The 20,419-nt window shown below is 68.7% G+C and carries 19 protein-coding genes; 12 read left to right on the plus strand and 7 right to left on the minus strand.

Annotated elements, in window-relative coordinates:
* Positions 1–183 precede the first annotated feature (183 nt).
* The 3 genes from G1H11_RS16360 (at position 184) to G1H11_RS16370 (ending at position 2,462) form a co-directional block, all read left to right on the plus strand.
* Positions 184–891 carry a hypothetical protein gene (locus tag G1H11_RS16360; protein ID WP_216843821.1) on the plus strand — a complete coding sequence of 236 codons (708 nt, stop codon included), beginning with the start codon at positions 184–186 and terminating at the stop codon, positions 889–891.
* Positions 892–1,629: 738 nt separating this feature from the next.
* A complete protein-coding gene (locus G1H11_RS16365; protein ID WP_163819655.1) occupies positions 1,630–1,821 on the plus strand; it encodes a hypothetical protein in 192 nt (63 codons plus the stop codon).
* Positions 1,822–2,057: 236 nt separating this feature from the next.
* Complete coding sequence (locus G1H11_RS16370) at positions 2,058–2,462, plus strand: hypothetical protein (protein WP_163819656.1); 405 nt, start codon at positions 2,058–2,060, stop codon at positions 2,460–2,462.
* 105 nt (positions 2,463–2,567) lie between these two features.
* On the opposite strand, the gene G1H11_RS16375 is transcribed toward G1H11_RS16370, so the two are convergent.
* Positions 2,568–3,200, minus strand: coding sequence for a TetR/AcrR family transcriptional regulator (locus tag G1H11_RS16375; protein ID WP_163819657.1), 633 nt, complete (start codon positions 3,198–3,200; stop codon positions 2,568–2,570).
* A 68-nt stretch (positions 3,201–3,268) separates the two neighbouring features.
* On the opposite strand from G1H11_RS16375, the gene G1H11_RS16380 reads away from it, so the two are divergent.
* Positions 3,269–4,033, plus strand: a complete 765-nt coding sequence (locus G1H11_RS16380) for an SDR family NAD(P)-dependent oxidoreductase (RefSeq protein WP_163819658.1) — start codon at positions 3,269–3,271, stop codon at positions 4,031–4,033.
* Positions 4,034–4,625: 592 nt separating this feature from the next.
* Here G1H11_RS16380 and G1H11_RS16385 read toward each other — a convergent pair.
* The 4 genes from G1H11_RS16385 to G1H11_RS16400 all read right to left on the minus strand — a co-directional run bounded on the left by G1H11_RS16385 (position 4,626) and on the right by G1H11_RS16400 (position 10,589).
* Positions 4,626–5,687 carry an alanine racemase gene (locus tag G1H11_RS16385; RefSeq protein ID WP_163819659.1) on the minus strand — a complete coding sequence of 354 codons (1,062 nt, stop codon included), beginning with the start codon at positions 5,685–5,687 and terminating at the stop codon, positions 4,626–4,628.
* Positions 5,684–6,796, minus strand: coding sequence for a DUF1611 domain-containing protein (locus G1H11_RS16390; RefSeq protein ID WP_163819720.1), 1,113 nt, complete (start codon positions 6,794–6,796; stop codon positions 5,684–5,686). Before G1H11_RS16390 ends, G1H11_RS16385 begins: the two co-directional genes overlap by 4 nt.
* A gap of 308 nt (positions 6,797–7,104) precedes the next feature.
* Positions 7,105–8,793 (minus strand): ABC transporter ATP-binding protein, encoded by a 1,689-nt coding sequence (locus G1H11_RS16395; protein WP_163819721.1) that lies wholly within the window; start codon positions 8,791–8,793, stop codon positions 7,105–7,107.
* A gap of 110 nt (positions 8,794–8,903) precedes the next feature.
* Positions 8,904–10,589: an ABC transporter ATP-binding protein gene (locus G1H11_RS16400; protein WP_216843824.1), complete on the minus strand. Its 1,686-nt coding sequence runs from the start codon at positions 10,587–10,589 to the stop codon at positions 8,904–8,906.
* A 138-nt stretch (positions 10,590–10,727) separates the two neighbouring features.
* Here G1H11_RS16400 and G1H11_RS16405 point away from each other — a divergent pair, with 138 nt between their 5' ends.
* The 3 genes from G1H11_RS16405 to G1H11_RS16415 all read left to right on the plus strand — a co-directional run bounded on the left by G1H11_RS16405 (position 10,728) and on the right by G1H11_RS16415 (position 12,917).
* Positions 10,728–11,156 carry a nuclear transport factor 2 family protein gene (locus tag G1H11_RS16405; protein WP_216843825.1) on the plus strand — a complete coding sequence of 143 codons (429 nt, stop codon included), beginning with the start codon at positions 10,728–10,730 and terminating at the stop codon, positions 11,154–11,156.
* 86 nt (positions 11,157–11,242) lie between these two features.
* Complete coding sequence (locus G1H11_RS16410) at positions 11,243–11,554, plus strand: DUF6506 family protein (protein ID WP_163819660.1); 312 nt, start codon at positions 11,243–11,245, stop codon at positions 11,552–11,554.
* A 178-nt stretch (positions 11,555–11,732) separates the two neighbouring features.
* Complete coding sequence (locus tag G1H11_RS16415; RefSeq protein ID WP_163819661.1) at positions 11,733–12,917, plus strand: ScyD/ScyE family protein; 1,185 nt, start codon at positions 11,733–11,735, stop codon at positions 12,915–12,917.
* A gap of 346 nt (positions 12,918–13,263) precedes the next feature.
* Here G1H11_RS16415 and G1H11_RS16420 read toward each other — a convergent pair whose 3' ends face one another.
* Complete coding sequence (locus tag G1H11_RS16420; protein ID WP_163819662.1) at positions 13,264–13,824, minus strand: helix-turn-helix domain-containing protein; 561 nt, start codon at positions 13,822–13,824, stop codon at positions 13,264–13,266.
* Positions 13,825–13,891: 67 nt separating this feature from the next.
* Between G1H11_RS16420 and G1H11_RS16425 the strand changes: the two genes are divergently transcribed.
* The 4 genes from G1H11_RS16425 (at position 13,892) to G1H11_RS16440 (ending at position 17,197) form a co-directional block, all read left to right on the plus strand.
* Entirely contained in the window at positions 13,892–14,569 is a 678-nt protein-coding gene (locus G1H11_RS16425; RefSeq protein ID WP_163819663.1) for an AzlC family ABC transporter permease, read from the plus strand.
* Complete coding sequence (locus G1H11_RS16430; protein ID WP_163819664.1) at positions 14,566–14,889, plus strand: AzlD domain-containing protein; 324 nt, start codon at positions 14,566–14,568, stop codon at positions 14,887–14,889. Before G1H11_RS16425 ends, G1H11_RS16430 begins: the two co-directional genes overlap by 4 nt.
* 107 nt (positions 14,890–14,996) lie before the next feature.
* Positions 14,997–16,115: a hypothetical protein gene (locus G1H11_RS16435; protein WP_163819665.1), complete on the plus strand. Its 1,119-nt coding sequence runs from the start codon at positions 14,997–14,999 to the stop codon at positions 16,113–16,115.
* Positions 16,116–16,180: 65 nt separating this feature from the next.
* A complete protein-coding gene (locus G1H11_RS16440; RefSeq protein ID WP_163819666.1) occupies positions 16,181–17,197 on the plus strand; it encodes an SDR family NAD(P)-dependent oxidoreductase in 1,017 nt (338 codons plus the stop codon).
* A gap of 9 nt (positions 17,198–17,206) precedes the next feature.
* Here G1H11_RS16440 and G1H11_RS16445 read toward each other — a convergent pair whose 3' ends face one another.
* Positions 17,207–18,901, minus strand: coding sequence for a helix-turn-helix domain-containing protein (locus G1H11_RS16445; protein WP_216843827.1), 1,695 nt, complete (start codon positions 18,899–18,901; stop codon positions 17,207–17,209).
* Positions 18,902–18,992: 91 nt separating this feature from the next.
* Here G1H11_RS16445 and G1H11_RS16450 point away from each other — a divergent pair, with 91 nt between their 5' ends.
* Positions 18,993–20,258, plus strand: a complete 1,266-nt coding sequence (locus G1H11_RS16450; protein ID WP_163819667.1) for an NAD(P)/FAD-dependent oxidoreductase — start codon at positions 18,993–18,995, stop codon at positions 20,256–20,258.
* Positions 20,259–20,419: the final 161 nt, after the last annotated feature.

The raw sequence follows: 20,419 nt of genomic DNA on the forward strand, positions 1-20,419 counted from the left end.
GAGGCTCCGGGCCAGTGAAAATCTGTTGCCACACCACAGCTTTGTCGTAGCTCGTGCCGACCGTGGCGGGCTCCAACCATGATCGTCGATGTTTTGACTCAGCCATCAAGGGTACTGCGCCGTCTAGCCGATACCGGCGGAGGAAGAAGGCCATGGTGGGCATCGGAATGATGGGCCGACATCGTGATTAGGCGAGCACCGGGCACGCAAGACTTTGCCGTCCAGGCGGCCAAGGCGGCCGGCTCACTACTTGGAGCCACGTTCGGCGCTGCCGGGGCCTTACGGCGTAACAAGCCGCTGCACCCGAAGGGCCTCGTCTACGATGCCCTCATTCGGCGCGTCGGCTCGCCGATCATGTGGGGATGTCCCTGGCTGGACGACGAGGGGACTGATGCCGGGGCTGCGCGGCTGTCGCGGGCAATCGGGCTTCCCGCGCCGGTGCCGGATATTCATGGCTTAGCGATCACATTCACTGGCGACGACGGCGAACGCAACGACCTTCTGCTCGCGACGACGGGGCTGGGGCGATGGGGCAGGTTCCTACTCATCCCCAGGTCTGATCCCCACACGTGCTCTTATGGCTCGCTGTTCCCATACCGTTCCTCTCGCGATCTCGTCCTTCTCGCGGCGGTGCCGCTCCCGGCCTTTAGACCTCAAGAGCCACCGGCGGTGAGGTTTCGCCTGCAGGCGGCCGGTGTGGCTGGACACTGGCACGCCTTCGGCACCCTCGAGCTGAGTACCCCTGAGGGTGGGCTGACGGACCGTCCGCTGCGGTTCAATCCGGTCGCGTATCCGCTGCCGGGCCTGCGCACGCCAAGAGCGCTGCAACGGCTTCGCGAGCCTGCTTATATCGCGGCGCGCCGCACACCGGCGAGAGTCGGGCCACGGTGACCTCTAGGTCACCAGAGGTCACAATTGCCCGGCGACTCTGGTCGGGAACGGTCACCGCCGGTACGGTGCGGTGGTGGTCGACGCCGTTCACCTGCGCTACGTGCTGGAGCAGCCCTAACGCGGGGCTTCGCCGTCGTTCTCCTACAAGGTCAGCGAGTTGCTCCATCGGGCACGAATTCGCGAAGAGTCGGATGACTCAGACCCGAGGTTTCGGATCACGCTGTCGAAGCTCGGCGCGTACGCGTTCCTCGACCGGCTAGGCATCCCGCACACGACCGTGCGGGCCGTTGTTCCGCTCGCGGACCTCACGCCGGCGATGCTGACCGCGGAGCGGTCGTCAAGCCGCTCCACAGGCGGTCGTACGTCGGCGTTGCGATGCTTGAGCAGGACGGCGAGCACTGGATCCACACCCTGCGAAACGGACGATGGACGTTCGATGAACTCATGGGATGGCTCGGCAGCCAGCGCCGCCGCGATCCGTTTCGCCGGGCGTGTGTGCCAGCCGGATGCCGATCGCGTTTGGATGCTCTGCCTATCGTCGTGTTCCGATAAAGCGACATTGCCCCCGTCAGGAACCGCATGACCCGGGATGTGGTGTCCTCTGGGCTCACACGTCGCCGACGAGCTCGTGGGCGAGATCGTCGAGGGCCCGGATCGCGGCGGTCTCATGCTCGGTGACCCAGACGAGCATGCTCTGACCGGCGCGAATCCGTCAAGGGGAAGCTCAATGACCTCGGAGTGGCGGTAGTAGGTGCTGAACGAGGCGACGGTGGGGCGCACGATCTCGCCGCGGCGACGAGCTGGAGCACGTCGCTGGTGGTCCTGATCGCCGGCCCGCGGGGAATGGGACGGCCGGAGGGGGTGCTGGCGCGCCAGAACTCGTCGTACATCAGGCGCGGGATGCCGCTCTGCTGGATGACGCCGCGGTAGTCGGCCAGGTCCTCCACGTCGACCCGATCCTTCGAGGCCAGCGAGCAGTTACGCGAGGCACGGGAATCTGGCCAGATCATCTTCGTCCAGTTCCACCACGCGCCGTTCAGCAGTGGCGAGCACGGCCTGCCGATGAACCATGCTCTCACCTCGGGGCAGAGCGGCACGCCGATGCGGGTCTACCACCCCTCTTCGGGCGATATGGGGTCGCCGCGGTGGTCTCCGGTCACAGCGAGATGTTCGAACGGAGCTTCGTCGATTCGAACGGCGACGGCGCCGGTGTCCACTACTACGACGTCGGGGTGTCCGGGGACGGCCTTCGTGGTGCGCGCCGCGACGGCCCGTCGCTGAACAGCCCGCTACTCGACTACAACCCCTTCAGCCAGTGGACAGCCGATCAAAGTGAGCCCGAACTCTGGCAGGTCGTCGATGGCACGCCGCGCTTGGTGTCCGGCGGCAAGCACTATGGCCATCTTGAGATCAACGTCAAGCGCGTAGACAGGCCAGCGCGGATCACGTTCACTCCCGTTCACGTGTTCCCCGTGCTCGACGAGAACCTCGACGTGGTTCGAACCGAGCGCCGGACCTACTCGGACGAGATCGTCATCGACGTCGGCCGCGACGGCGCACCGTTGGGCTGAGCCGAGGCCGTTGGTCAGCGGTGAAAGGTCTTGTCAACAGCGGTAGAGGGTTTCGCGTCCCCTGATACGCGAAACCTTCCACGCTGATCACGAACCCTCCCAGCGTCACTCGCTCGCTACTGCGACGACGTCATCACCGAAGGCGGCAGCGAGCGCCTTCGCGATCAGATCGGGCAGCTCGCTCCGCCCGTCGTCCTCGGCCCAGCGCACCAGTGCCGTGTGCATGGCGGCCAGGCAGGCGCTGGCGGCCGCATGGGCGTGGAACGCGGCGTCGGTATCGCTGCCCTCGTCGATGATCGCGCCGACGATGGCCTGCTGAAGTGCGTAGTGGTTGTCCAGGTGTTTTGCCCGTAAGGCCGGTGTCGAGATCATGAGACGGAGGCGGGCCAGCAGGAACTGCTCGTTCGCCGTCAGGTCGCCTCCGTGGCGATCCCCTGTCAACGTCGTGACTGCCTCGATGAGCGCGCTGCCGATGCGGCGGACCAGGGGCTGTGCGGCGGGTGTGGCAGCGATCTGCTCAGCGACGAGCATGCCGTGCTGATCGATCAGCACGAGGTCTTCCTTCGTGGGGAAGTGCCGATACACCGTCATGGGCGACACCCCTGCGGCTTCAGCGACGTCGGTCACCGTGGTCGCGTCGTATCCACGCTCGGTGAACAGCCGTATCGCGCGGGTCTGAATCATGCGCTGCGTCTCGGCTCGTCGCTGAGCTCGCAAGGTTGCTTGCTGCTCGGGCATGTGATAGACCCTACCGCAATGGTAGTGACTACCAAGTCGGTAGTGTCTAACAGATTGAGGTGGCTGACATGAGTGATCTGACCGGCAGGACAGCCCTGGTGACCGGAGCATCGCGCGGAATCGGGCAGGCCATCGCGGCTCGATTGGCGACGAACGGAGCGGAGGTCATCGTTCACTTCGGCACAGACAAGACGGGCGCGATGGCAACGGTCGACGAGATCGAACGCACCGGTGGAACGGCGCTTGCCGTCCGGGCCGAGCTGGGCGTGGATGACGACGTCGAGACGCTCTTCGCGGAGGTCGACGCCGCTTTGGGCGGGCGGCCACTCGACATCCTCGTCAACAATGCGGCCGCCACGCCCGCCGGTCGCCTCGGAACCACGACGCGGGCGGAGTTCGACCACCTCTTCGCGGTCAACGTGCGGGCGCCGTACTTCATCATCCAGCGAGCATTGCCCCTGTTCCGCCACGGAGGCCGCATCGTCACGATCTCCTCCGTGGCGACCCGGATGGCCAACCCCGCGCAGACGTCCTTCGCCATGACGAAAGGCGCGGTGGAGACGATGAGCATGACCTTGGCCAATGAGCTCGGAGGCCGAGAAATCACGGTGAACGCCGTTGCCCCCGGTGCCACCCGCACGGCGACCAACGGATCGTTCTTCGAGGCGCCCGGCCTGGCCGAACAGATCACTGGGATGACGGCGCTGGGTCGGCTGGGCGGGCCTGACGACGTGGCCGGCGTCGTCGCATTCCTCGCCTCCGACGCCGGGCGCTGGATCACCGGCCAGGTCATCGACGCCAGTGGCGGCTTGTTCCTCGGCCCACGAGCCTGATCACATGACACGACCTCTACACCGTTGCGTCCGTTGGCACCGAAACGGCTCGCGCGGGCACCTCATGCCAAGCACAATGCCGTGCGGTCGACTGATCGCTACATCTGCACCGCGACGCGGTCCGGTCGTCGGCCGGCTGACGTCACACACAGAGAGTCGCCCTGCCAACCTGGGGGGCAAGAGGCAGGACGACTCTCTGTGTGTCACAAACACTAACGCACCGTGACGGATGACGCATCCCGAAAATAGACCGGCATGCCTCGAGCTGCACCGAGTTCAACGCTCCCCATGCCGCACACCCGCTGTGACGATCGATGCTCCTATTGATGTCAAGTGGTTGTGATGGGGGTTGTGTGGGTTTGGGCCGGACTACGGGGGGACGGGCCAGGCGTGTGAAAGGTCGTGTTGGGAATCGCCGTCCAAAGCGGGCGAAATTCACTCGACGTGTCCCACGTCGACTGTGGTGATTGCCGTGGGATTCCGCCGCGGTGTTTGTGCTGGTCCACGACCGTCGTGATGATCGCCGTGGGAGTTTCGCCCGGTCCACGACCGTCGTGAAGATCGCCGCGGAAAGAATGGCAGGCACAAAGGGCTAGCTGCGCTCTACCTTGGCGATGAAGGGCGACGTCATCGCCCGGACCAGAGCGCTGTAGTCGAGCTGGAACGCGAGTTCGTCGCCCACCGATACGTCATGGTCGCCGACATCCACCACGAGGTGGTCGCTGCTCATGCCCAGCGCCACGATTCCCGGCGGCGGAGTAATCCCGTCGGGGTCCACGTCCTGGCGGCCCACGGCCAGGATCGCCTGACGCACGGTTCCGGCGCCTTCTCGAGGTGGCTGGTCACCGAACGCCGCCTGAGCGATGTCACCCCACGGCTGGGCCGGTTTGAGCTTCGCCTCGATCACCTCGGCCACCAGGGTGAACGCGTCCGTACGCAGTCCGTCGATCACCCGCCGGTGCAACGGTTCGGTACCGAGCAGGATCGACTCGCCGAGGCGTAGCTCGTCGACCCGGCCGACATCACCGGTGGACATCGCCCAGTCGAGATTGGCCGAGTTGCCGCCCGACACGACCGACAGCACCACTCCGCAGGCCGCTTCCACCTCCCCGGCGAGCCGGGAGAGTTCGTCCATCTTTCGCTGATCGGGAACGACACCGCACTGGCAGGCCAGGTTCGTGCCCAGCCCGGTGAGCAGCAGACCCGGCCGCTTGCCCATGGTCCGGGCCAGGTCGACGACGTCGACGGCGGCCACCCCCTCGCGCAGGTCGCCCAGTTCCACCATCAGCACCACGGAGTGCGTGACGCCTGTGCGCACGGCTGCTGCCGACAGCGCGTCGAGCACGGCCGCCTCGGTGTTGAGGCTTACCTCGGCGTCGCGCACGACGAGATCCACCTGACTGAGCATCGGCGACCGGATCAGCGTCAGCGGGACGGCCACCCCGGCAGTGCGGAGACGGCCCAGATTCTCGACGCGCGAGTCACCCAGCCCAGTGACGCCGCCCTGCACCATCGCCGCCGCGACTCCGGACGAGCCGAGGGCGGCCTTGCAGATGCCGGTGACACGGATGCCCTTGAGCGCCAGCCGGTCAACCAGGAGACGGGAGTTGTGCGCAATCGCGGCGAGGTCGATGTCCAAGCGGGGTGGGGTCACCGCCTGCTCGAGACGAGCGTCTCCTTGATCGCGGGGAACGCGTCCAGCACCATGTCGGCGAGGCGGTCCAGCGGGCGAGTCAGCGGGTCGGTGGCGGGCACGCCGATCTCCAGCTCGTGCTCGTCGATGGCGGCGTCGATCTCCTCGTCGGACATGAACTCGTGGTTGATGGTGATCCCGATGACCTTGGTGTCGGCGAACGCCTCGATCAGCGCTACCTCGCTGGCGGCGGTGGGCATGGGCACCATCGGGAAGTCGCCCAGCATCGTGCGCTTGGGCGCGTGCTGCACGATGACGCCTTCGGGCCGGCTGCCCCGGAGGATGTGCGCGGAGGTCAGGTAGGCGGGATGGCTGAGCGCGCCTTGGCCCTCCACCACGATCACGTCCGGGTCCTCCCCCTCGAAGGCCGCGACCACCTGGTCCTCGACCTCGCCAGAGCAGAACTGCGGGACCAGCGCGTCGAGCGCCACCCCGTACTTGCCGCCCTGGATGAGCGTCGTCTGCCCGGTGCCCACCATGACCGCGTTCACCCCGCGGGCGTTGAGCGCTTGGACCAGGAGAGTCGCGGTCGTGCGCTTGCCGATGGAGCCGTCGGTCCCCAGCACCGCGATCCGCGGGCAGGTCACGTCGAAGATCCGCCCGGAGAACAGGTGCAGGTCCTTCTTCTCTTTGGGACGGCGGACGTCGGTGATCGTCACACCAGCCAGGATCCTGGCTGCCACGAACTCGGCGTCATCGTTGAGGAACTCGTGCAGGCCGTTGACGATGTGCATGCCACGAGCGATGCCGTCGAGCAGGACCACCCGCTGTGCCGCGGACAGCAGCCCGTCCGCTGGGGCTACGCCACAAATCAGGTAGTCCGGAACGTGGCCGGCGTGGGCGATCGCCTCGTTCAGACTCACCAGCACCGGAACGCCGTTGGCGACGCCGTCGAGGAACTCGCCCGCGTCGGTGCCGGCCTGACGGCTATCGATGACGCTGAGGATCTCGAACTTCTCAGAATGGCGGACCAACCCGTTTGCCGTCTTGCCGTCCTGCTCGCCGAACTGGCCCTCGCAGTAGATGACAGCAGAGCAACCGTGCGGAAGCGCGGCGGCAGCGTCCAGCATCGGTGCGTCGTCGTCAATCATCGCCGCGGGACTCGGCTCGACGAAGGCAGGCTCGTGAAACAGCGACATACAGCTCCTCTGGGATGGCCCAGAGGAGGCGACGGGATCGTGGCGGGGCCGGTCACGGCCCAACGGTCAACGAGGCGTCTTCCCTGAGTACGGCAAAGTTGCCGGTACTTGAACGGTACCAGCACGAGCGGAACTACTGAAACCGCAACGAAACCGCACGCGGGAGACCAGGATCTGCAGCGCCTTCGCCGGATTCTCCGGCTGCTTGTCCGGCCAGAGTGCCTCCACCAGCCCGGCGGTCAGGCCCCTGGCCTGCCGTGCCAGGACCGCCAGAGCGATGCGTACGTGCCGTCGGCGGCCAGAAGCTCGTCGTGCGTGCCGACTTCGATGAGGCGGCCGCCTTCCATCGCCGCTACCCGGTCGGCGTCCTCGGCGGTGTGCAGCCGATGCGCGATCGCGATCACGGTCCGGCCGCGGAGCACCGCCGCCAGCGCGCGTTCCGTGTGGCGAGCGGTCCCGGGGTCGAGCAGCGCCGTAGCCTCGTCAAGCACCACGGTGTGCGGGTCGGCCAGTACGACGCGAGCCAGCGCCAGCTGCTGCGCCTGGGCGCCGTCCAACCGGATCGCCTGTCCACCCACTTCCGCGTCGAGCCCGCCGGGCAATTCAAGCGCCCAATCAGCGCCGACGGCGCAGAGAGCGGCGCCGAGTGCGGCGTCGGTAGCGGACGGCGCGGCGATCGCGAGGTTGTCCCGCACCGTGCCCCGGAAGGCATGCTGCTCCTGCGTGACGAGAACGACGTGCCGGCGCAGTAACTCCGGGTCGAGGTCGGCGACCGGAATCCCGCCCACGGTCACCGTGCCGACACGAGGCCGTTCGATGCCCGCCAGCAGCCGGCCCAGCGTTGACTTCCCCGCACCGGACGGTCCGACCACGGCCAGCCGCTCCCCCGGGCGCACAGTGAGGCTGACGCCATGCAAAACGTCCGGTCCGGCATCGTAGGCGTAACGCACGTCGCGCACCGCGATCTGGTCGTCGGCGGGCACGAGGGATGACGACGGCGGCCCGGGGTTCGAGTGCTGGCCCGACGATTGGTCAGGCTCCATGGCCTGGGCCAAGCCCTCCACTCGGGCAAATGACGCGCCGCTGTTCTGCAACTGGTCCATCCATACCAAAATGGTGTCCAGAGGCTGAGAGAGCTGCCGCAAGTACAGCGCGGCGGCGACCACCGTCCCCAGGCTGAGGGCGCCGTTGCCGTGCAACACGCTGCCGACCAGCAGCACCGCCACCACGGGGATCACATACGACACGTCCACTACCGGGAACAGCACACTGCGCAGGGACAAGGTTCGCAGCTGGGTGCTGCGGGACCGTTCGACCGCTGCCTGGCATGCCGCCACCCGGCGGGCCTGGAGCCCGAACGCCTCCACGGTGCGGGCACCCGAGGCGGTCGACGCAAGGATCTCGGCGAGTTCGGAGTTGGCAGCGCCCGCGTCGAGGTAAGCGGCCGGGGCGCGGCGCAGATACCAGCGCGCGGCGATGCAGATGCCAACCATGCCGGCCAATCCGCACACACCGAGCACGGGGTCGAGCAGGAAGATCACCCCGGTGATCAAGATCGCCTGGATCGCCGCGATGAGTACGTCCGGTCCGGCATCGCGCAGCGTGATGGCGACCTGCTCGACATCCGTTGTCCCCCGAGTGGCGAGGTCACCCGGCCCTGCTCGCTCCACGACCGAGGACCGCAACGTCAGAGCCCGGTCGACGTACTGTTCGCGGAGGCGGGCCGAGGTTCGCTCACCGAAGCGATGCCCCACAAGTCTGGCGTAGCGAACGAGAAGGAGCTGAACCAGCGCGAATGCCAGGATGGCCAGCGCCAGCTGATCCACAGCCTGCACGCCTCCGCCCCCACTCACCTCGTCGATGATGCGGCCCAGTAGCCAGGGCCCGGCCAGGCCGGCGGCAGCGGCGAGCACATTGAGCACGATCATGGCAGCGAAAGCGCGGGTGTCCGACCGGATCAGCCGCAGAGCGGCACGCCGCACCTGGGATGGCCGGGCGATCGGCAGCCGTCCGGACGTCGATGGCGACCCGGGAGCCACTATCCAGCTCCCCGCGACACCAGCCGGCGGTAGCCGGCGTGCGTGCGCAGAAGCTCACGATGGCCACCGGAGGCCGCCGCTACTCCGTCGACCACGTAGTACACAAGATCGGCCTGCTCCAATACCAGTGGCGATGTGCTCGTGACGACGGTGGTTCGCCCTGTTCGCGCCGCGCGCAGGCGGGCTGCGACTATCGCCTCGGTGTGGGCGTCCAGTGCGGAGGTGGGCTCGATCGCCATGAGTACCTCAGGTTCGGCCAGCAGTGCGCGGACCAGCCGGATGCGCTGACGCTGGCCCCCGGAGAGATTACGGCCCTGCGCATCGACGGCCGATCCGAGCCCGTCCGGCATGGCCTGCACGACGTCTTCGGCCATGGCCACCCGAATCGCTTCGGTGATCGCGTCGTCGTCGCGATCCCAGCGCCCGGCGACCACCTCGCGCAGGGGCCCGGTGAAGACGTCAGCCTCGTTGTCCGCCACCAGGATGCGGTCGCGAACTCGCGACAGGGCCACGTCGGTGAGGGGAACACCTCCCCACGTGGCGTCCGACCCGGTGAACCGGGCGAGACGATCGACGACGGCCGCGGAATCCGATGAGCGCGAACTGACCAGGGCTGTCAACGTGCGGGGCGGGATCTCGATGCCGGACACCGGATCGTGCAGCACCGCCGCGGCTGCCGGCCCCTCCGCGGCCTCCACCCCGTCCCGGAGTTCCGGTTCTACAGCGAGGAAGCGCACGACGCGCCGGGCAGCGACCAGACCACGGCTCACCTCGTAGCCGCCCTCGATGAAGAAGGTCACGGGCACGACGAGGACCGCGGCGTAACCGTAGACCGCCACCAGCTCACCCACAGTGATGTCGCCCACCGCGGCCATCCGGGCCGCCAGCCACGTCACCGCGGCGAGAAACAGCAACGGGAGTCCGACGGTGAGAGCCTGGACCCAGCTGGTCACGGCTCCGACCCGGTACCCTTCCGACCGCAACTCGGAGGACCGCCGCCGATACCGGTCGGCGAACAGGTCTTTGCCGCCCAGGCCGTTGAGTACGCGCAACCCGCCGACGATGTCGGCCACCCGCGCGGTGAGTTCGCTCTGCCGCTCGCGGTACGCGCTCTCCGCGCCGTGCAGCCGACCCAGCAGGGGGCCCACGAGCACCGCCAGCACCGGCACACCGATCAAGACCACGACCGCGAGGACCGGGGAGATCGCAAAGAGCAGCACGGCGATCACCCCATAGGCCAGCACCGATCCGACGCCAGGTCCGGTGACCGTGAGCGTCTGACTGATCCGAAAGGCGTCGACCATGCCAATGGTGGCCACCTCACTCGCTGCCACCTTGCGCGGCAGCGCGGCACCGAGCATCGCCGCGTGCCGGACCACGACGAACATGGTCCGGAATCTCGCGTCCATGCGAACCTTGCTCATGGTGCGATGCCGGGTGATGGCCAGCCACGCGTTCAGAACACCTACGCCCAACAACACGGCCGCCCAGCCGACGAGCGCGGACGTGTTTCCGGGCGTCAGACCGTCGTCTATGACACGAGACAGCACGTACGGCGGAAGGGTGAGCCCGACCGTCCATGCACTGCCCACCAACGCTCCCACGGCGACCCGGCCACGCTGGCGAACGACGAGCCACCACAGGTAGCGAAGGGCTCCGCGGTGGTCGGGGATGCCAGAGTCCATGTCCGCGTCCATCAGGGCCTCAGCCTAGCCCGCGAGATCATGGCCGTTCATGGACCGACCTCTCGCCCTCCGTCGGCCGGGACTTCAGCGGCCGAAACCCGCCAGCATCAGGCGCGATCCTGGCAAGGATGGTGACCTATGAGCATTACAGATCACGACGCCATGACCGTGCTGAAGAACATGTACGCCGCGGAGACCCAGTACCTGGCCGCGGGCGGGCCGGGGCAGGCCGATTTCGCCTTGCTCGCACCGTACTTCGCTCCCGACGTCGTGCTGCACCAGGCCGATTCTCTCCCCTACGGCGGCGTCTGGCGCGGCCACGACGGGATGGAGCGGTTCTTCGTCGCCATGAGCCGCACGTGGCAATCGTTCGACATGGTGAAACAGGAGTTCCTGGCTTCGGCTGGGCCGGTGGTCGTGCAGACCCAGGTGCGCGCCCAGGCCCGAGCAACCGGACGTCAGCTCGAGTTCCCGATCCTGCAGACGATCACCGTAGAGAGCGGGCGTATCGCCAACGTTCGACCCTACTACTGGGACACCGCCGCGATCGCACTCGCCTGCCGTTGACCTCAATGATGGTTGAGGCAGTAGCGTCGAGCTTCGATCCAGCGGCAACGTCCACAGCGCCGCGCCACCAGACGAGGAGCACGTCCATGAGCATCAGCTGGGCATACATCTACGAGCACCCGGGCACCGACCCGGTCGCCGATCGCACAGTCGTCGAGCGCGAGGGCCTGCGCACTCTCCTGGTCCCGGTACCTGACCCGGCTGTCGCTCCGGACGTTGCGGTCGAGCTCATCGACGAAGGAGTGGGGCTGATCGAACTGTGCGGCGGCTTCTCGATCGTCGCCGCCGCGAAGGTGGCCGAGGCCGTGCAGGGCCGGGTACCGATCGGCCACGTGACGTTCGCCGTCGATTCCGTTCCGGCGGCCGCGGTCTACGCCGCCGCGTTCGAGGAATCGTGACCCGGGCGCACGCGTCATCCGTGGTGATCGGTGTCCGCGGTGGGACCGGGCCTCCGGTGGGCGGCCGACCATTGACGGGACACGACGCTTAGCGGTAGGCATCAACTCTTGGCGTCGGCCGGTTCGGGGGGACCACCGCGGTTCACACCGGCTGACCGCCGAAGGGGGGAACGTTGCCATGGGTGTCATCGGTTCTCGAACCCAGATCGCGGCTCTCGCGTCCACAGCCATGCTGATCATCGCGGCCGGCCCCGTCGCCGGCATCGAGCAGACGGCCGGTAAGCCTTCCGGCCACTCGGAACCCAGGATCGACGTCGTGGCCAGTGGCCTCGACGCACCGCGTGGGTTGACCTTCGCACCGAACGGCGTTCTCTACGTCGCCGAAGCCGGCTCCGGCGGTGCGGGGCCGTGTGCCACCGGCCCGGAGGGCGACGAGGTGTGCCTCGGGCAGAGCGGCGCGGTCACGGCGATCTCACGTGGGCAGCAATGGCGGGTGGTGGACGATCTGCCCTCGCTGGCGGACGCCGACCAGTTCGCGGTGATCGGGCCTCAGGACGTCGCCTGGAGCTCCCGCGGCCTCATCGTGCCGGTCGGGCTCGGTGCGGATCCGGCGGCCCGGGTCACCTTCGGCGATGACGGCGCCGCCCTGGGCACAGTCGTCCGGATCAGCCGCAAGGGATCGTGGCGTTCCATCGCCGACATCGCGGCCTTCGAAGCCGCCCATGATCCTGATGCCGGCCAGCCGGGCGTGGAGCATCCGGACAGCAACCCGTACGGAGTGCTGGTGCACGGCAACAAGGTGATCGTGTCCGACGCCGGCGGCAACTCGATCGTCTCCCACAAACTGTGGCCGAAGAAGAAGAGCGCGAAGGTCAGTCTCGTCGCCACCCTGCCGTTCGGTTCGGCGGAGGCACCGCCGTTCCTCGGGCTTCCGCCGGGCACGCAGATTCCGGTGCAGCCGGTGCCGACGGGTATGGCCAGGCGCGGGGGCGCGTACTACGTCGGCGAGTTGACCGGCTTCCCGTTCCCGGAGGGCGGCGCCAGCGTGTACAAGGTGCGCCGTGACCGGCAACCGGTGGTGGTGGCCAGTGGATTCACCAACATCATCGACGTCGCATTCGACCGGAAGGGCCGGCTGCTGGTACTCGAGATGTTCACTGAAGGCCTGCTCAATGCCGAGGACGACCCGAGCGGAGCCTTGTGGCGGATAGACCACAAGGGACGCCGCACACTGATCGCCGACGGCAGCGACGGCCTCCTGGCTCCGGGTGGGCTCGCGGTCGGCCGGGACGGCTCGTACTACGTGTCCAACAAGGCTGTGTTCGGCGAAGGCCAAGGCGAGGTGCTGCGGATCCGGCGCTGACACGTCGCGCTGCCAGGCTGCCGCACCCCTGACACCCTGCGGCACCCTGACAGACTGCCGTCTTGACGCCATTTTGTCGTCCTGACGCCAGCGAGTCGCGTCAACGGGCTCACACACGCTCGGGAGCACGACCGCGCGGCGTCAGGACGACGCGATCGCGCCAGGCCGGGCCACGGCATCACGCCGGATCAGGCCGAGGAGGTCGTCGAGCTTGTCGAAGCTCGGTCTCGCCGACGTTCGCCGTACCGAACGCGCCAGCGGCCGTTCCACCATGCTGGTGATCCAGGGCAGGTCCGAACCAGCCGATGGCGACTGAGAAACCCGTCACCACGGGCGGGTAGCCACCTTACGTGTGCTCCGACACCAGGACGGCTCGGGTGCCGGGCTCCAGCGCCTGGAAGAGGTGCGCCACGTCGCCCGGGTAGGCGACGTAGTCCCCCGGCGACAGCTCCACCGGTTCGTCGGCCACGCCCACCAAGGCTCGACCGGCACTGAGCACCACGTGCTCGACCACCCCGGGCATGTGTGGATCGGACTCCCTGGCCGGTCCCGGCTCCGAGGCGATGCGATAGATGTCCCGTCGCGCGTTCGGCGGGCAGGAGGCGACCAATGTTGCCTGGTAGTCCGCTTGCTCGGCATAGATCGCGGGCCCTTCGTCCGCGCGGATCACCTGGACTCGCGGACGGGGCGGATCGACGAGCCGGGAGAACGGCACGCCCAGAGCAACACCGAGGGCCCAGAGTGTCTCCACGCTGGGATTGCCGGTGCCGGACTCGAGCTGGGAGAGTGTGGACTTGGCCACGCCAGCCCGCCTGGCCACCTCGGTCAAGGACAGCCCACTTCGTTCCCGTTCACGCCTCAGCGACGACGCGATCACGTCGAGCGGTGCGGAACCTCCTGCTGCCATTCGTTCGCCCCATCAGTCCGGCCGTTCATTTTGACGAACGGCGCCGTGTCGTTCATCATAAGATGTTATGCGTTCGGTATGGCGAACAGTTGATTTGGGCCTCGCACGCGACGTCGCCCTCGTCTGTGTCGCCGCCGCAGTGATCGGACTGTCCTACGGCGCCATCGCGATCGGTTCCGGCTTCGAACTCTGGCTGCCCGTCGTCATGTCCGTCGTCGTCTTCGCGGGAGCCTCCCAGTTCCTGTTCGTGGGAATAGTCGCCGCGGGCGGCCACCCGCTCGCGGCGATGCTGGCCGGCCTGATGGTCAACGCACGGCATGTCGCGTTCGGCCTGGCGGTGAGCGACCTCCTCGGACGAGGCCGGCATCGTCGGATCCTGGGCAGCCACCTCATGACCGACGAGTCGGTCGCGTTCGCACTGGGGCAGGAAGACCCCGAGCGCAAGCGAAGCGCCTACTGGGCCTGCGGCATCGGAATCTTCGTGTCCTGGAACGCCGGCGTCCTCCTCGGCAGCGCGGCCGGCGCCGCCATCGAGGACACCGGCACCTTCGGTCTGGACGCCGCGTTCCCGGCGGTGCTGCTCGCGCTGGTCCTGCCGTCGTTGCGTGAGCACACGACCCGCCGGGCAGCGCTGATCGGCGGGGCGGTGGCTCTGGCCGCCACTCCCTTCCTGCCCGCAGGCGTACCGGTGCTGATGGCCCTGCTCGGCCTCCTGGTCTTCGCCGGAGACAGGGGTGCCGCATGAACAGTCCGACGATGATCGCCATCGCCATCGCCGGGCTCGCGATCGGCACGTTCGCTTTTCGTTTCGCCGGCTCCGCCCTGCGGGAACGCATCGACATCTCCGCCCAGGCCGAGCGGCTGATGGCCGCGTCCGCGGTGGTCCTGCTGGTCGCGGTTCTGGCCACCGCCGCGTTGACCGACGACGGCGGATTCGCCGGCATCGCGCGGCCCGCGGGCGTGCTCGTGGGCGGGATGCTGGCGTGGCGCAAGGCGCCGTTCCTGGTGGTCGTCGTCGCGGCAGCGGCGACCGCCGCGGTTCTGCGCCTGTTCGGCGTCCCCTGACCGCTGTCCGCCTCACATCCCAGATCACCGACGTCACGAACCACGGCGGCGCGCCTGACGACAACAGATCTCCCCCACGCCGCCGCGATGGCGCTATGGTCAGTGACGTGTTCTCGCGACTCCGGCTCCCGGCCGGCCAGGACATCCACGCCGTCGCACGGCTCGAGCTTTTCGTTGTCTTCGCCGTGAGCACCATCCTGGGCACCCGCGCGTACCTGGCTCTGGCCGACTACCCGCAACTGGGCGGCGACGGCCTGCACATCGCTCACATGCTGTGGGGCGGACTGCTGATGATGGTGGCGCTGGGCCTCGTCGTCTCCTTTCTCGGCCCGCGCATCAAGGACATCGCGGCGAGCGTGGGAGGCGCCGGGTTCGGGCTGTTCATCGACGAGATCGGCAAGTTCGTGACGTCGGACAACGACTACTTCTTCCGGCCGGCGTTCGCCCTCATGTACCTCGTCTTCGTCGGGCTCGTGTTCGTCATGCACCGCCTGGCCGAGCGACCGGTGCACGACCCCGCCACGCAGTTGGCGAATGCCGCGAGCATCGGCGTCGGCGGCATCTTGCGCGGGCTCAATCAGACCGGTCGGGACGAGGCGCGTGCGCTTCTGGACGCCGCACGCACCGGCGGCGCCGATCCACGCGCGGTCGAGGCGATCGGCGAACTGATCGCCGCCGGGCGAGGGCGCCGGGGCACAGGGCCGTACCGCGCCGTCCGGGAGCGGATAGTCCGGCTTCTACGGGGTGTCGTCCGGCATCGGTTCATCTTCGCCCTGGTCTGCGCCGTACTCGCGTATCAGGTGGCGCACTCCCTGTATGACGTCGTCAACACACTGGTCAGCGACGGCGCCGGCTCCATAACCGTGGCGCGTGCCATCCAGCTCGGCTCGGCATTGCTGATCGCCGCGGTGATCGTCGCTGGGTTCGTGGCGTGGCGGCGGCACGAGCCCGGGACCGGATTACGGGTGCTGCGTTACGCGGTCCTGCTCAATATCCTCGTCGGGCAGGTGTTCAACTTCCACGAGCAGCAGCTCGACGCGCTGCCCGGGGTTGTGATCTACCTCGTCGCCCTCGCCACGCTGAACTACCGGATCTCCCTTCTGGAGCATCCCGACGACGACCAGCGCACCCTCGCGGAGATCACCCGTCCCGCAGGGGCTGAGGAGGTCCCGCCGGTCGTGGTGGCGGAGAGCGCCGACCAGGCCGACGGCCCGCAGGCTCACTGATGCACGGCACCAAGGTGTACTAGGCCGAAGGTTGACGACACCCGCCGTGGATCGGGAGGTAGGGAATGCGAGTCATGGTCACGGGCGGCACCGGCTTCGTGGGATCGCACACGGTTGCGGCGCTGATGGCCGCGGGCCACGACGTCACTCTGTTGGTCCGCTCTGCTGAACGGCTCTCCGCCGCGCTGGCTCCATGGGGGATCACCGATCCCCCGCACCACGTGACGGGCGACGTGACCGACCCGGACTCGGTGCGCCGGGCGCTGGATGGATGTGACGCCGCCTTGCACGCCGCGAGTGTGTACAGCCTGGACAGCCGCGCCCACCGCGCCACCAGGGACACCAACGTCCGTGGCACCGGGATCGTGCTCCAGGCGGCCCTCGAACAGGGCTGCGACCCAGTCGTCCACGTCTCGAGCACGGCCGCACTCCTCCGCCGGCGTGCCATCGTCGTCCCCGACGCGCCCCTTTCCACGGCACGGGGTGTCTATACCCGGTCCAAGGCCGAAAGCGAGCGGATCGCGCGGCGGTGGCAGGCGGAAGGCGCGCCGGTCGTGATCGTGCAACCGGGCGGCGTGATCGGACCGGGCGACCCCCACCTGAGCGACCAGATGCTCAGGCTGCGCAATGTGCTGCGTGGCCAGTACCCGATGTGGCCCCGCGAAGGCTTCCACGCGTGCGACGTGCGCGACGTCGCCCGGCTTCATGCGGCTGTCCTCGAGCCCGGCCACGGTGGGCGCCGGTACATCGTTCCCGGGCATCACCTCGACGGGCGCACCTACTTCGGCGCGCTGCACACCGTGACCGGGCGCCGTATGCCTCATGTGCTGCTTCCGTCGGTGCTCATGCTCGGTCCTGCCCGGGTCGCCTCCGCCGCCCAGCGTCTCTTGCCGTTCCACGTTCCACTGGAGTACGAGGGAGCTCTGGTCACCTGGCACGACACGCGGTGCGACGACTCCCGAGCCCGGCACGAACTGGGCATACAGCCGCGGTCACTGGTGGACTCGTTCGCCGGCGCCGTGCGCTGGCTGCACGACGCGGGCCACCTGACGGCCAAGCAGGCGGGGCACGCGGTGGAGTAGGAGATTGCCCTACCGGCCCTGAATCCACCTCGCCTCGATCTGCATCTGCAGGGCCAGCCGCTGGTCCGGATCGTCGAGGTCCATGGCGTCCGCAGCCGAGCCCGAGCCCGCGTCCGTGCCGTACGAGCCCGCGTCTGTGCCGTACGAGCCCGCGTCCGTGCCGGCGGCAGGCCGGCCGCGTGCACCAGCGACTCCACCGGCGTCCTGGAGCACCTCATGTATCCGCCGCATGCGGTACCGCAGCGTATTGGGATGGATGAGAAGCTCGCGCGCAGCGCGGCGGGGTTCGCCGTGATGCCGTAGCCACATCCGCAAGGTCGCCACGTAGTCGGTGTGGTGTGCGGCGTCATGCGCAGTGAGGACCTGCACCGGGCCGCCCAGCAGCGACGTGTCGAGCGAGGCGGCCATCCGGTGAACGGTCAGCGCGGCCCAGGCGTTCTCCACTTGGATCACCGGGCCGGCCACGCTCGGGCTGCCCCGGTGTGGATCGGCCGCATCGGCGAGGAGCCCGAGCAGCTCGACCGCCTCCGCGCGGGAACGCGGCAACTCCGCGAGGGTTGCCGGACCGCCTGCCGCGGCCGCCCAGCCCGACCCGTCGGCCTCATACGCGTCCGTCACCAGCCGCCGCAACCATATCCAGGAGCCCGCCGACGAGCCGTCATCCACCACGGCGAACACCGTCTCCTCGAGGTCGGCCAGTCTGGCCTCGGGCCAGCCGTGCCGCCGGGCCAATGTCTCCCAGAGCTGCAGTCGCTCACTCGTGTCCGCGTACGCCTCCGGCGCCCTGAGCGCCACCACTCGCCACGGACCACTCCCGGGAAGCTCGAGACGCGCCGCCTGCTCCGGGACGTACTGCCACAGGGCGGAGCGAAGCAACTCGGTGGCACTGCGCCGCGCGACATCGGACTGCGCCCGCAGCCGCAGCAGGTGCAGAGCCAGCACCGACGCCGCCTTCCGCAGGTCAGCGGTGATCGTGTCGCCGACGGGACCGTCCACGACCGCCCAGATCGAGCCGAGCCACTCTCCGCCTGCCCGGACGGGGACGACGAGCCGCGGCCGGGTGCCGTCCGGCCCCTCGGGCACCAGAAACGGCTCGTCCGAGCGGGCGAGGCGCCGGAACACTCCCAGCGCCCGGAAATGTGCCGCGACCTCCTCCGGGACGCGACGGCCGACGATTGTCGCCACTCGCGCGGTGTCCGTCTCACCCTGGCCGGACGAGTACGCCAGCACACGAGAACGGTTGTCCTCGATGGTCACCGGGGCGTCCACCACTGCCGCGACGGTGTCGGCGAGGGCGAACATGTCGTTGTGCACCCCTTGGGACACCGCCGGCCCCGGAACCGCCGTCCGGTCGATCACACCCCGCAGCAACCACACGAGATGTGCCCACGAGATGCCTTCGCCGGCGCCGATCACGGGCAGCGCGGCTTCCCCGGCCGCGCTCATGACGTCGGGGTGCGTAGCGAGATCGAGTCGGATCACCAGCCCGGAGGCACCGGCGGCCGCGCAGCGCCGCACCAGGTCCACCGCCTCGTCCGGTCCGCCCATCCCCACGCCGAGAACCAGGTCGCCCGGTTCACCTGCCGACGACGAGTGTGACTCCGCGAGAAAGACATCGCGGGTCTCGGCTCGCACGCCGCCCTCGACGACGGTCCTCAACAGTGGAGCGCCCACCGCTCGGGCGATGTCATTGGCCGAAGTCACGGCACCATTGTCCTCCAAGCACAATGATTTGGGCGACCTTTGATGTGCCGGGACCATGACAGGCTCGCGTGACCGGCGCACCATCGAAGACATGAGCCATCCCTCCCCCTCGTCGCCCGCGCCGCGCCGGGTCGCCGTCGTCGGCGCCGGAATGGTCGGGCTGGCGACTGCTTGGTTCCTGCAAGAACGCGGCGCGGACGTGACGGTCCTCGATCGGCAGGGCGTCGCGGCCGGCGCGTCGTGGGGAAATGCGGGCTGGCTGACGCCCGGCCTGGCCACTCCCCTACCCGAGCCCGCCGTACTGCGCTACGGCGTTCGCGCGGTGCTGAGCCCGTCGTCACCGGTCTACGTGCCATTGCGACCGGACCCCCGCCTGCTGTCGTTCCTCACCCGGTTCGCGCGAAACAGCACTGCGGCGCGCTGGAAGCGGGCCATGAGCGCGATGGTGCCGATCAACGGACACGCCCTCGACGCGTTCGACGCGCTCGCCGCCGGTGGCGTCGACAGCCGCACCCATGAGGCGACGCCGTTCCTCGCCGCCTATCGCACATCCACCGAACGCCGCACGCTTCTCGAGGAGCTCGAGCACATCCGGGCGGCAGGCCAGTCGATCGAGTTCGACACACTCACCGGCGACGAGGCACGGACCACCGAGCCTCTGCTCGGCCCCGCCGTCGGCGCCGCTATCCGCTTGCACGGCCAGCGTTACATCGATCCCGGCGACTACGTCCACGCACTCGCGGAGGCCGTGCGAGCCCGCGGCGGCCACATCGTCACCGGCGCCACGGTCACTGATCTGCGCGACGAGCGGGAGGGCGTCGTTCTCCACACCGCCGAACACGGCGGACGCTCGTTCGACGCGGTGGTGCTCGCTACCGGCACCTGGCTGAACCACCTCGCGCGCCGCGCGGGTGTGCGCGCGGCGGTGCGGGCCGGCCGCGGCTACAGTTTCAGCGTGAAATCCGATCACGTGCCTTCCGGCCCGGTGTACTTCCCGGCGCAGCGCGTCGCGTGCACGCCGCTGGGCGATCGGCTGCGAGTGGCCGGGATGATGGAGTTCCGCGCGCCCGGCGCCGCTCTGGACCCGCGCCGCATCGCCGCCATCGTCGAAGCGGTCCGGCCCCTGCTCCCCGGCCTCGACCTGGACAGTCGCGCGGACGAGTGGGTGGGTTCCCGGCCGGTCACCGCCGACGGTCTTCCGCTGATCGGGCGGACCCGGTCACCGCGCGTCTTCGCAGCCGGCGGACACGGCATGTGGGGCGTCACGCTGGGGCCCGCCACCGGCCGCCTCCTGGCCGAGTCAGTGATGACCGGCCGGACACCACCCGAACTGGCGCCCTTCGACCCGCTCCGCTGAGTCGAGCCCGCATCTCTCGGCCCGCGCCGCCGAGCCAGGCCCGCGCTTCGCGCACGGTCAGGCGGAGCGGGCTTCCGCAGCACGGGCCCCGATCCAGTCGCTCCATGACCTGTTCGAGCTCGCGGTCTCCGTGGGCAGCTGAGACGTACCAGATGCCGCGC

It is taken from the genome of Phytoactinopolyspora alkaliphila, assembly GCF_010550695.1.
In the GTDB taxonomy this organism is placed as follows: domain Bacteria; phylum Actinomycetota; class Actinomycetes; order Jiangellales; family Jiangellaceae; genus Phytoactinopolyspora; species Phytoactinopolyspora alkaliphila.